We start from the raw sequence: 12,430 nt of genomic DNA on the forward strand, positions 1-12,430 counted from the left end.
TATCTCCCGCTTGTATTAAAGCGTCGGAGCAAAAGTGGTCATTATCCGCCTTAACGCTGCCTCATCCAATGGTACGAATACTCATTGCAGAGAGTCTATATCGCGCTTGGAGTGTAAACACTAACCACCCTTACCATAGAGAATAGCTTTTGTTGATGACTACGTTGGCCATAGTTTTAGTAAATAATTTTATTTTTGATAGCGTGCGCTAGTGTCTCCACGTCGTATTGTTATTCGAAATCACTCCGCTGAAGCAAACTTATTTGCCCGACGTACTTTTATTGCTTTTTCCGGCGTTGTATTGGTATTACTAATACTCTTTGCCAATGTCTATACCCTGCAAGTCGAATCTTTCGAGAAATACCAAACGCGCTCAAACTCTAACCGCATTAAGCTACTACCGGTAGCGCCAAATCGTGGTTTAATCTATGATAGGCATGGCGTGTTACTCGCCGATAACAAACCCGTGTATAGTTTAGAAGTGATAGCTGAAGATGTCGATGATATTAAAGCTAGCATAGCGCAAGTAAGCAAACTGCTTAATATCAGCGCAGACCGACAAAGTAAATTTTTCAAATCAATGAAACGCAAGCGTCGCTTTAAACCGGTAGAATTACACTCCCGCTTAAGTGACCAACAAGTTGCCTTATTCTCAGTAAACCAACATAAATACCCAGGAATTTATGTTAATGCTCGTTTAAAACGCTATTACCCTTTTTCCGATTTAACCACCCATAATCTTGGTTATGTCGCCCGTATAAACAGAAGAGATGCTAAAAAACTAGAGCAAGCAGGTAACGCTGAGAACTACGCTGCTACCTATGGTATTGGTAAACTGGGTATTGAAAAATACTATGAGGATATGCTGCATGGCACCATTGGCCATCAAGAAGTAGAGGTCAATAATCAAGGCAGAGTGATTCGTACCTTAAATTATACGCCACCCGTCCCCGGTAAAGACCTGACCTTAACCTTAGATATAGAATTACAAATGATTGCCAAACGCGCCTTATCAGGTAAACGTGGCGCTATAGTTGCTATGGATCCACGTACCGGTGGTATTTTAGCCATGTATTCCAATCCAAGTTACGACGGTAATTTATTTGTTCATGGCATCAGTACTAAAAACTATAAAAAGTTACTTGAATCAAAAGATTTACCGCTTATAAATCGCAGCGTACAAAGTGGTTACCCGCCTGCGTCTACAGTCAAACCATTTCTTGCTTTAACGGGTTTGGAAGAGAATGTTATCACGCCAAAGACTGAAGTTTACGATCCAGGTTGGTATCAGTTGAAAGGTCTACCTAATAAATATCGTGACTGGTTACCTTGGGGCCACGGCAAGGTTAATTTAACCAAGGCTATTGAGCAATCGTGTAACATCTATTTTTATGACCTCGCCTTTAAATTAGGTATTACTAAAATCAGTAACATGATGGAAAGGTTCGGTTTTGGTGACTACACCGGTCTCGACATCTACGAAGAAAATAAAGCAATTATGCCCAGTGTTGCTTGGAAGCGTGCTCGATACAATCAATCTTGGTATACCGGTGAGACGCTTTCGGTTGGTATTGGCCAAAGTTTTTGGACAGTAACACCTCTGCAATTAACCCAGGCGTTGACGACTTTGGTAAATAAAGGTGAACGCAAAATCCCTCATTTACTAAAAGCAAAAAGTGAATTGATTATTGAAAGTAGTGGCAATGCTTATCATCAAATAACGCCAATAGAATATGAACCACGCGCACCTTTAAAGCTTAGAGATGACAATAATTGGGATATCGTGCTAAACGCCATGCATAATACTGTGCAAAAATTTGGTGCCACAGCCCATAAACCCTTCAAGGGTAGCACCTATGACGCATCAGGTAAAACGGGTTCAGCACAGGTAGCTCGACGTAAGCAAGGTGAGAAGTATGATGCAAAAACCACCTCAGAAAACAAACGTGATAACGCCATGTTTATTGCCTTTGCCCCTTTTGAAAAACCTGAAATTGTTATTGCGGTAGCCATTGAAAATGTCGCCAAAGGTGGCGGTGCGACTAATGCTGCGCCAGTGGCAAGACAAATTATGGATCAATATTTCGGTGATAGAGTGATTACCAGTAAAAAACGTAATGTAAAACCCAAGATAGCTACTGTCATAGCAGCAACACCACAAGAGGCTGACTAATGCGTAGTACCGGGCAAGATCCACAAAAAATTCACAGTATTTGGCAACGACTTCATATAGATGTACCGTTACTGTTAGGTATTTTAGCCCTATTAGCGTTAGGACTTTTTCTAGTTTATAGCGCTGGCGGCCAAGAGACTGCCGTTGTTTATCGTAAGGCAAGAAGCATAGCTGTTGCCCTGTTTGGCATGTTTATCGTCGCACAAATTCCGCCACTGGTTTATCGTAAGTGGGCGGTACCGGTTTTTGTCTTAGGATTGTTACTGCTACTATGTGTATTGCTATTTGGTCATGTCGGCAAAGGAGCACAGCGCTGGCTTGATTTGGGTTTTATAAAGTTTCAACCCTCTGAAATTATGAAACTGATAGTCCCTATTATGATTGCTAGGTTTGTTAGTCAAGAAAACTTACCGGTAAGAATATCTACGGTAATACTTGCTTTTATTCTCGTGCTATTGCCCACTTTACTTATTGCTAAACAACCTGACTTAGGCACCTCCTTGCTGATTGCTAGTTCAGGAATTTTTGTTATTTTTCTTGCTGGTGCGAGTTGGCGCCTTATCGGTGTTTGTGTTGGTTTAGCTTCAGCATTCGTGCCCATTTTATGGCTGTTTTTGATGAAAGATTATCAGAAGCAAAGAGTTTTGACCTTTTTAAACCCAGAGCAAGACCCACTTGGCTCTGGCTACCATATTATTCAATCTAAAATAGCCATTGGCTCCGGTGGTATTGAAGGTAAAGGCTGGTTACAAGGTACTCAATCACAGTTAGAGTTTTTACCCGAGCGCCATACTGACTTTATATTTTCGGTATTTAGTGAAGAGTTTGGCTTAATTGGTGTTGCCGCCCTACTTGCCATCTATTTATTTGTCGTTATGCGCGGCTTGTGGATTGCCGTCAATGCACAACATGCTTTTACTAAACTACTCGCTGGCAGCCTTACCCTTACCTTTTTTGTTTATGTTTTTGTTAACATCGGCATGGTCTCTGGCCTCTTACCTGTTGTTGGCGTACCATTACCCTTGGTTAGTTACGGTGGTACTTCCATGGTGACTCTCATGTTAGGTTTTGGCATGTTAATGGCCATTAGTACTCACCGACGTTTCCATGTTTAAGCCAAAAAGCTTACCAGCTTCCCATTTTCTGCTATGACAGTAATTAAAGATATTAAATTTATGAAAGATATAAACCAACGACTTATTTTACTCTGTTTTATATCACTACTCACTTTGTTAAGTGCTTGCAGCTCTGGTCGCTATCAACAAAAACATGACAGCACGCCGACACGCTTACCAAGCCAAGCAGAATTAAAAGATGCGATTGCCCGCGCAGAGCCCTATAGTCGAGGCGGTAATAAAGATTACCAAGTATTTGGTAAGCCATATAAAGTATTAGCATCCGCTCATGGCTTTGAACAAACCGGTATTGCTTCTTGGTATGGCAACAAATTTCATGGCCACCTTACCTCTAATGGTGAAATTTATGATATGTATGCCATGAGTGCCGCCCATAAAAACTTACCTTTGCCGACCTATTTAAAAGTCACCAATACAGCTAATAATAAATCGGTCATTGTCCGCGTTAACGACAGAGGCCCTTTTCATCAGTCACGTATTATTGATTTATCCTATAGCGCGGCTTATAAGCTAGACCTGTTAAAAACCGGCACCGCCGAGGTTAAGATATCGGCCATTACTAACTTTGATAAAAAAACGGGCAAAGTCGTAGAGCCCACCACTATCCTGGCATCATCTGTAGTCATTGTCAGTCCAGCGGTTAAGGAAAAAACAGTCACTGAAAAGCAGCAAGATAACATGGGTATTGCCACACCTTATATTCAAGTATTGGCCACCAGTAAAAAAGAACTGGCAATTAGCACAGCTAATAAGCTAAAAAATCAGTATAAACAAGCAACCAGTTATCCTGAACATCAAGGACTTTACCGTATTCAAATTGGTCCCATTAGCGATCTTGCCACGTTAAATGCTCTTTTACTGGCTTTAAAGCAAAATGGCTACCCTAACGCTTACCCAAAATCAGCACCATAAAAAGTCCCACACGTAGTTCAAATTAAGTCCGAACAATGCTCTAATTAGAGGTTCTTTAGCGGAATTTAAGCCGATATTTTATAAACCTTGTTACATTTTAACGCTTTTTCTGCGAATTTATTGAAATACCAAACGGATTAATTAATTGACCAACTTAGAGCTACATTAGTGAGCTTAGAACAAACAAAATGACTTAAACATAGTTATTCTATATTTCATTCATTTGGTGATGTTATCAGTTTACTAATGAGTTCCCGAAGGGCTAGTTTAAAAGGGTTTATAAACTGAGTTATTGATTTTGACAAGGGAATAACCATTCTCTTCAATCAATGCCTTGCCTCTAAACCTTTTAATTCTCGCTAAGTGGCCAATAAATTAGCCCGATTGGTATATTATCTGTTTTTTGCCCATAGCCAAGTTTTTTAGAAGTGGTATACTTTCGTCCAGTTGATTTTCCTTACCTTTTCACACACGACTAACACTATGACTAAAACAACAAGCTTTTCTGGCAAATATAGCGCCAACAAATTATTGACCTTATTCAGTGGCGCTCTTTTTAGCGCAGCAGTGGTTCTTACACCATCCGCACATGCCATTACTATTATCCCCGATGCGCCACAAATTAATGCTAAAGGCTTTATCTTAATTGACTACACCACGGGTAAAATTATTGCCGAAGAAAATGCTGATACTCTATTAGCGCCAGCAAGTTTAACCAAAATAATGACCAGTTACATTATTGGTAAAGAACTTCAAAACGGTAATATTAAAAACACTGATAAAGTTATGATCAGTGAAAAAGCTTGGGCGAAAAAATTCCCTGACTCTTCAAAAATGTTTATTGAAGTGGGTACCGAAGTATCGGTTAGCTTGTTAAACCAAGGTATTATCGTTGCCTCAGGTAATGATGCTTGTGTTGCTATGGCTGAGCATATTGCCGGTAGCGAAAGTGCCTTTGCAGATTTAATGAATGCCCATGCTGAGCAATTAGGTATGTCGAGCAGCTTTTTTGAAAACAGTCACGGTTTAGACAGCAACTCTCATATGACTACGCCTAGAGATATGGCAACGCTAGCTATCGCGCTTATCCGTGATGTTCCAGAAGAGTATGCGATTTATAAGCAAAAATCTTTCACCTATAACAATATCAAGCAATATAACCGCAACGGTTTATTGTGGGATAAAAGCTTAAATGTTGACGGTATGAAAACTGGTCACACCTCAAATGCAGGTTACAGTTTAGTTACCTCGGCCACTAAAGGCGATATGCGCTTAGTTACTGTGGTTATGGGCACTGCTAGCGAACGAGCACGAAAAGTAGAAAGTAAGAAATTATTAAACTACGGTTTCCGCTTTTTTGAAACTATTACACCTTATAAAGCCGGTGAAAAATTTATCGCTAACCGTGTTTGGATGGGCGACCAAGAAAATGTCGATTTAGGTATTATCTCAGATACGCCAATCACCATTCCACGTGGTCAACGTAAAAACCTAAAAGCAAATTTTGAGTTAAACCAACAATTAACGGCACCTTTAGCTAAAGGTACGGTAGTAGGCACATTGTTTTTACAACTTGATGATGAAGATATTGCTCAATATCCACTAGTGACTTTGGAAGAAATTAACGAAGGCAGCTTATTTAGCCGTTTAGTTGACTATGTTAAGTTACAGTTTGCTAACTAGCAGCTATTAAATCATATCGATAAGAGCCTCTTTATTGAGGCTTTTTTGTTTTTAGCACAAAAATATTCATATACTTAAACACAGCTCATACTGCCCTAGCAAAAAAACGTATAAGACAGAGAATAAAAACAATATCAGCACATGAAAATTGATGATAAAATGCCGCCAAAGTACAAACCTAGCTAGATAAAGAAGTAAAAGACCATGAAAACCCATTTTGATGAATTATTAGACTTCCCAACTGTATTAAATTTTAAAGTGATGGGCCTTGCCTGTGACGAATTGCCTGATTTAATTATTGCCGAGTTGCAAAAACATACTCCTGGTGATTATGTGCCAAAAATCAAACCTAGCTCAAAAGGCACTTACCTCTCAGTTTCAATTGCGGTGACAGTGACGAGTAAAGAGCACATTGAAACTATCTATACAACCTTAATGGCTATTGAGCAAGTACGGTACGTTTTATAACACGCTTTAACGCCATCCGTTTTCAAAACCCTAGATTAACGAGGTTTGCTTAGTGCACTCAAATTCAACAGTCGAGCAAGAAACTATTAACCTTGCAGACTCATTGGTTATCCGACAATTAGATACCATGGATTACAGCCAAGTTTGGCATGCCATGAAAGATTTTACTGATAGTCGTGATGACACCATTGCAGATGAGTTATGGCTAGTAGAACACCCTGCTGTTTTTACCCAAGGACAAGCAGGCAAAGCCGAACATATACTAATACCTGGCGATATTGAGGTGGTCAAAGTTGACCGTGGTGGTCAAGTGACTTATCACGGCCCAGGTCAGCAAGTTATTTATTGTATGATAAACCTGCGCCGCAAGAAGATAGGTGTTAGACAGCTAGTTACTTTGATCGAAAACAGTATTGTTTCGGCCTTAGCTGATTATAATGTTGTCGCTTATGCCAAGGCCGACGCACCGGGTGTTTATGTTGATGAGAAAAAAGTTGCCTCGTTAGGATTACGAGTACGTAAAGGCTGCTCTTTTCATGGTTTAGCCATCAACGTCAATATGGATTTATCACCTTTCTTACGTATCAACCCCTGTGGTTATGCCGGTCTAGAAATGGTGCAAACTGCCGATTTACAAGGTCCACAAGATACCGCTAGTGCAAGTACTGCGTTAGTGAAACATTTAATAACCTTACTTGAAGCTAATAATGTTAGTTATCAAACAGGTTTACCAAACGAGAAGAACACGCATCATGAGTAGTGATTTAACTTCAGCAACCAAAACAGCCAATCGTGCAGCCGGTGAAAAATTTCGCGATGCCGATAAATTAGCTCACATTCCCATTAAAGTTGTCAGTTCAACAAAAGCTACTATGTTACGTAAACCAAGTTGGTTACGTATCAAGTTGCCTCGCTCGAGTGAACGTATTGATGCCATTAAAGCTAATTTGCGTAAGCACAACCTGCACTCGGTGTGTGAAGAAGCATCATGTCCCAATTTAGCTGAATGTTTTAATCACGGCACGGCCACCTTTATGATTTTAGGTGACCTATGTACACGACGTTGTCCCTTTTGTGATGTTGGCCATGGTCGTCCACTACCTCCAAATAAAGATGAACCGAAAAAACTTGCCAATAGTTTAAAAGATATGGGCTTAAAGTATGTCGTTATCACCTCGGTAGATAGAGATGATTTACGAGATGGCGGCGCACAACAATTTGCTGATTGCGTAAAAGAAATTGGCGAGCAAGCACCAAACACCAAAGTTGAAATTTTAGTACCTGACTTTCGTGGCCGTATGGATAGAGCATTAGAAATACTTAATCAACATCCGCCGCATGTTTTTAACCATAATATGGAAACTGCGCCACGCCTTTATACCAAGGTTCGTCCCGGTGCAAACTATCAATGGTCATTAGACTTACTGAAGAATTTTGGTGATGCTAACCCTACTGTGCCAACTAAATCTGGCTTAATGGTCGGTTTAGGTGAAACTAACGAAGAAATTTTAGAAGTCATGCAAGACTTACGCAACCATGGCGTTACTATGCTCACTATAGGTCAATACTTACAACCGAGTAAAGACCATTTAGCGGTAGAACGTTATGTGCATCCAGATGATTTTGCTATGCTCGAACGTGAAGCTAAAAAGATGGGCTTTGTCCATGCGGCTTGTGGACCACTAGTTCGTTCAAGTTACCATGCTGACAAACAAGCTGCCGGTGAAGAAGTTAAATAGCTGCTCAGCAATAAATATATTAGATAAATTATCAAAGCCAGTATGATTACACTGGCTTTTTTATTTTCAATATTTAATAACTACTAAAAAAGTGTACACGGGAAAGTCTTGAAATTATTTGAATTAGATACTTATATAAAACATAGTAAAATTGTCGCATTAATCGCTATTGCCATTGCTATTATCGCTTGGATTATGGATATAGGCGGTATGGTTTATGAGTGCCCTTATTGCCGTGTGCAACGTTCTGTTATAGGCATATTAGGCTTGATTTTGATACTACCTATATCTTTCCATTGGATTGGGAAGTATGCAGCACTTGTCATAGGTTTTTTTGGTGCCGTAGTTGCCGCAAATCAACATTTCATGGGGTGGAAAAAGGTGTCCGCTGGTGAATTCCAGCTGAATCTGCCTGTAGATCCTTTCATATTATCAGGTCTAGCTCTAACTATGATTATGGGTTTAATATATATCATAATGGTTAAAAAACGTTAAGAAGCGTTAAGAAAAAAATGCTCTAGAGTCTTCTATCACTAAGCCACCTGTCCGCTTAGTGATAGCAGACTCTAAAAATAAAGCCAGTATTACTACTGGCTTTATTATGTTCACACATTTAATACATTAACTTTATGGTGTCGCATCCCAAGCATCCCAATCAAAGTCGGCATCAAGGGCATAAGAGCCAGTGTGTAACTCGCCTCCTTGATGTGTTTTGTCGACTTTATCACCATCGGATTCAGTCCAGTCGTAGAACTCCCACAGAATAACGGCAGTAAAGACCGATTTTCCCTCGAAGGTCTGCTCTCCCTTCACTCTTATCAAGTCACGACCAACAATATCTCCGCCTTCAGTAAATGAAAATGAAAGCTCTATTACATTGCTAGCATAGTCTGCCACTGTGCCATAAAAGGTTTCATCATCAGCATTGCCAAGAATGCCATCATCACCGTAGGTAGTTATAACAAATGTATCCGCAGTAGCGTCAAAGACAATACGCTCATCATCGACATACCATGTAAGCCCCTCTAGGTTAGCTTTAGTAAAGCTTGGTAGATTTTCTTGGCTAGCACAATCGGCAATAGCGGTTTCAAAATCGTTAATAGAATAAAATACCGTTGGTTTATCGTTCTCATCATCCCAAGGCGATTCTGTATCACACATCACATTTGCACTATTACCACCAGTACCATCACCCGGTCCACTGGTACCATCGAAGTTTCTGCGATAGTCAGTAGAATGTGTTTGTCCTGTTGCTGGCACTATTGAGTAAATACGCACTAATAAGGTCATGTTAGTTTGATCAAAATCTAGGTCATCTAACAGTTTGTGTGAAAACACCGATGAATCAACTATCGTGCTGGTTGCATCTAGCGCAATAGCTTCATCTTCAACATCATAGTAATTGCCTTGGTTGTCGCTAATTTCAACCCAAATAGAGTCAATGACAGTGCCAGCTTGTAAGGTCCATGACACAGTTAAGTCTTCATCTAAAGCAAAGTTATTTAAAGCCGTAATGCTTTCAGCAGTTAATGCTGGGTAGCGGCCAGTAGTTTCGGGTAGGTGCAATAAGGTTTTATCAAACATTGCCACTTCACTACCGGTACTCACCATAGGTTGACCCGGCACCGTTAGGTCTAGTTGCTCCGTATATAACTTGTATCTGATGATATCACCGACGACAAAGATAGCCGGGTCAACGTCGCCATCCGAATCGCCAAAGCCGGCATAATCCCACTGATACATTTGCGTAGTTTGGTTATAGACTTGCAATTCACCTGCTCCAATGTGCTCTGGGTTACCTAAATAGATAATATCTTTCACGGTTTCACCGTCGGTGCCATCAATAATAGTCATAGTGGCAGAGGCTAAAGGCGCATTATTAGTACCATTATTGCTAAAGTCATTATCATAAAAGGAAACATTTAAGCCACAACCACCTGATACATCATCAGTGCCATCAAAATCGTTACAGTGGAAAGTCAAAAGATCTGCTTCAAAAAATTGTTGATTGCCTAATAGTTGCCAAGCTTGACCACTATTTTTTTGTAGCAACCATGTTTCCACTTCAACGTCGACAATACCGTTAATATTGACGTTAAAGTCTACCGTTGCGGTGCCAGCTGTTGAGTCAAGATCCCGTACAACTATACTGGAAAAGGCAAGACCAATGACACTAGGGTCGGTAGTAATATCGGTTAAAAACTGGCTCTTAGCTTGGTCTTCATGAAGGAAAGTATCTGCAAAAAAGTTATCAATACTCGTGGAGGTCGGTAAACCGTCAGCAAATGCCGAGGCAAAGTTATTAAATAGATCCGCTATAGCTTGAATATCTGTTACCGCCGTAGTTAATGCTGCAACATCTACCATAATAACTGCTTGGTTATCATCACTGTCAGTAATGTCATCTTCAATACTAGAGCCATCTAAAATATTTTGAATGGTAGCAATGTTCGTCGTCGGGTCAGTTTCAATTTGAATAATATCTAACGCGGCATCTAAACCAGAGTGGTCGGCACTAAAAGTAGTGGTTAGTAAGTTAATAGCTGAATCTAAACCAAGGGCATCAAATACTGCTTGTAGTTTTGCTTGCAGCGCATCTTCTTGCGCTGCAAGTTCTGCTGGATCTAAGTTTGTCGGCGAGGTTTCATCAAAATAAGCTGCTGCTATTTGATGGGCGGCATTAGCAATTATCAAATCAGTAAAAGGAGTAATATTTATCGTGCCATCTAAGGTCGCCTCTTCTGCATAGGAATGTAAGCGATAGCTTTTACCGCCAACAGTGCCCTCGGCACGTAATCTAAATGGTGGTGTTAAACCAGTCACATCAACCGAGTATGTACCATCGGCTTCGATTAATTCAGACTTTGTAGCCCCTAAAGAATCTTTGATAGTAACAGTACCAACGATAGCAGCACCTGCGGCGGCGGTGCCAGTTAGAGTTGGCGGTACGACAGTGACAGTACGTGTTAACGTGGCCACATTACCGGCGTAATCAGTGGCGGTATATGTCAGGGTATAGACACCGACAGTCATGGTATCAACACTACCTGTGGTTACTACGCTAATTGTGCCGTCGACATTATCAGTGGCAGTTGCGCCGGCATCGGTATAAGTCCCATTGACTAACACATTAACTTCGGCTCCCCCAGTTAAAGTGATTACCGGAGCTACGGTATCAGCAGCTGCTTTATCATCACCATAACTACTGCCGCCACAACCTGACAATAACAAGGTTGAAATCATGACGGAGAACAAAACATAGCGCGGGTATTGACCAAAAATTTTAGATATTTTAAGCATAATAACCTTCATTTAGTTTCTTATAGTGAAATAAACATAGGTTAGAGTTTCAGATTTCGCTACCAAGAACAGCTTAAATCCTAACTTCTTGGTAAATTAATAAATGAGTAAACTAGTGAGTAGTTAGTGAGTGAATCAGTGCAGAATAATCATGCTCTGCTAGCTGATTGAAATTAAGCTAGTTAGCTTTAAATTTAGCTAAATTATTATCAATCAAGCCTTTTGGTATATAGCTGCCATAGCACCTGCTGGGTCTTTTATCACTAGATATCGATCAGCGCCGACATTTTAACTTTAGTTACTAGACTACCGCCATTTTCCACAACTTTATCAGCCGATTCATCAAGGTCTTTGACTAAAAAGTAGGGTAACCAAAACGCTGGCATATCTTGATTTTCACCTCTGGCATGACAAATTCCTGTCACTAAGCTTTTTGGTGTTGAGGCTGTTGCTGAAGGTGATGCTGAAGGTGCTGGTATATTTTCTGCCGTGCCGTTATTAGTATTCTCTTTACCTGGCCTACTAGCCTGACTTAACGCATTAGGTTCAGTTGCTGAAGTCATGACAAAGTCACGGTATTTTTCATCGCCTAATGTCATTGATATTGGCTCGCGATGCCAGCCTAAAACACTTTGATAAAAATGGCTCACCACTTCGGCATCGGCAACCGATAAATCCATCCAAGCCATTTTACCTAGTTTCTCTCCATACATAACGCCGCTCCTAATAAATGATTAAAAATATGGTAAGTTCGAGTAATTATCAAGAAATACTATTGCCAAAACCCTACTCGCAAAAACGCTACTCAACCCACTTAACCTCAACATTGTTGGTCTTGGTGCAAGCTTAGCTTAGGGTTTTTCGGGTAAAACTTATCTGGCATGCTACTAATGTGCTCAAAGAATCGGGTGTCTTTGTAAGGTAACTTCATAAAGCCCGATATTCCAACACCATCTATAGTAGGTAATAGTGCTAAAATTTGCGCTAAGCAGGCTTTAAATTCAGCTTCCTTTTCATGG

Annotated in this window: 11 protein-coding genes and 1 pseudogene; 9 read left to right on the plus strand and 3 right to left on the minus strand. The window is 40.3% G+C overall.

Going from position 1 to position 12,430, the window contains the following annotated elements; translation table 11 throughout:
* The 9 genes from HRT50_RS14665 to HRT50_RS14705 form a co-directional block, all read left to right on the plus strand.
* A partial coding sequence (locus HRT50_RS14665) for a 23S rRNA (pseudouridine(1915)-N(3))-methyltransferase RlmH (RefSeq protein ID WP_291615788.1) occupies window positions 1-146 on the plus strand: 146 nt, incomplete at its 5' end.
* Window positions 147-211: 65 nt separating this feature from the next.
* A complete protein-coding gene (gene mrdA / locus HRT50_RS14670) occupies window positions 212-2,173 on the plus strand; it encodes a penicillin-binding protein 2 (RefSeq protein WP_291615771.1) in 1,962 nt (653 codons plus the stop codon).
* Entirely contained in the window at window positions 2,173-3,288 is a 1,116-nt protein-coding gene (gene rodA, locus HRT50_RS14675; protein ID WP_291615773.1) for a rod shape-determining protein RodA, read from the plus strand. Before mrdA ends, rodA begins: the two co-directional genes overlap by 1 nt.
* A gap of 69 nt (window positions 3,289-3,357) precedes the next feature.
* Window positions 3,358-4,221 carry a septal ring lytic transglycosylase RlpA family protein gene (locus tag HRT50_RS14680; protein ID WP_291615790.1) on the plus strand — a complete coding sequence of 288 codons (864 nt, stop codon included), beginning with the start codon at window positions 3,358-3,360 and terminating at the stop codon, window positions 4,219-4,221.
* A 483-nt stretch (window positions 4,222-4,704) separates the two neighbouring features.
* Window positions 4,705-5,904, plus strand: a complete 1,200-nt coding sequence (locus HRT50_RS14685) for a serine hydrolase (protein WP_291615774.1) — start codon at window positions 4,705-4,707, stop codon at window positions 5,902-5,904.
* 204 nt (window positions 5,905-6,108) lie between these two features.
* The gene (ybeD, locus tag HRT50_RS14690; protein WP_291615776.1) at window positions 6,109-6,372 is read left to right on the plus strand and encodes a DUF493 family protein YbeD; all 264 of its coding nucleotides are present in this window, start codon (window positions 6,109-6,111) and stop codon (window positions 6,370-6,372) included.
* 52 nt (window positions 6,373-6,424) lie between these two features.
* On the plus strand, window positions 6,425-7,132 hold the full coding sequence (gene lipB, locus HRT50_RS14695) for a lipoyl(octanoyl) transferase LipB (RefSeq protein ID WP_291615778.1): 708 nt from the start codon (window positions 6,425-6,427) through the stop codon (window positions 7,130-7,132).
* Window positions 7,125-8,111 carry a lipoyl synthase gene (gene lipA, locus HRT50_RS14700; protein ID WP_291615780.1) on the plus strand — a complete coding sequence of 329 codons (987 nt, stop codon included), beginning with the start codon at window positions 7,125-7,127 and terminating at the stop codon, window positions 8,109-8,111. The genes lipB and lipA overlap by 8 nt, the downstream gene beginning before the upstream one ends.
* Window positions 8,112-8,219: 108 nt before the next feature.
* Window positions 8,220-8,606: a disulfide bond formation protein B gene (locus tag HRT50_RS14705; RefSeq protein ID WP_291615782.1), complete on the plus strand. Its 387-nt coding sequence runs from the start codon at window positions 8,220-8,222 to the stop codon at window positions 8,604-8,606.
* A 132-nt stretch (window positions 8,607-8,738) separates the two neighbouring features.
* Here the strand turns inward: HRT50_RS14705 and HRT50_RS14710 are convergent, their stop codons facing one another.
* The 3 genes and pseudogenes from HRT50_RS14710 to HRT50_RS14720 form a co-directional block, all read right to left on the minus strand.
* A complete protein-coding gene (locus HRT50_RS14710; RefSeq protein WP_291615784.1) occupies window positions 8,739-11,411 on the minus strand; it encodes a DUF5011 domain-containing protein in 2,673 nt (890 codons plus the stop codon).
* Window positions 11,412-11,674: 263 nt separating this feature from the next.
* A complete protein-coding gene (locus HRT50_RS14715) occupies window positions 11,675-12,124 on the minus strand; it encodes a VOC family protein (protein WP_291615786.1) in 450 nt (149 codons plus the stop codon).
* A 107-nt stretch (window positions 12,125-12,231) separates the two neighbouring features.
* A pseudogene (locus HRT50_RS14720) lies at window positions 12,232-12,430 on the minus strand (serine/threonine protein kinase); the annotation flags it as partial.

It is taken from the genome of Colwellia sp. (genome assembly GCF_013215345.1).
GTDB lineage: Bacteria > Pseudomonadota > Gammaproteobacteria > Enterobacterales > Alteromonadaceae > Colwellia.

Bases quoted from the DNA above. Each gene is read 5' to 3' on its own strand.
- rodA (WP_291615773.1), top strand. From the start codon at position 2,173: ATGCGTAGTACCGGGCAAGATCCACAAAAAATTCACAGTATTTGGCAA.
- HRT50_RS14685 (WP_291615774.1), top strand. From the start codon at position 4,705: ATGACTAAAACAACAAGCTTTTCTGGCAAATATAGCGCCAACAAATTA.
- ybeD (WP_291615776.1), top strand. From the start codon at position 6,109: ATGAAAACCCATTTTGATGAATTATTAGACTTCCCAACTGTATTAAAT.
- lipA (WP_291615780.1), top strand. From the start codon at position 7,125: ATGAGTAGTGATTTAACTTCAGCAACCAAAACAGCCAATCGTGCAGCC.
- HRT50_RS14710 (WP_291615784.1), bottom strand. From the start codon at position 11,411: ATGCTTAAAATATCTAAAATTTTTGGTCAATACCCGCGCTATGTTTTG.
- HRT50_RS14715 (WP_291615786.1), bottom strand. From the start codon at position 12,124: ATGTATGGAGAGAAACTAGGTAAAATGGCTTGGATGGATTTATCGGTT.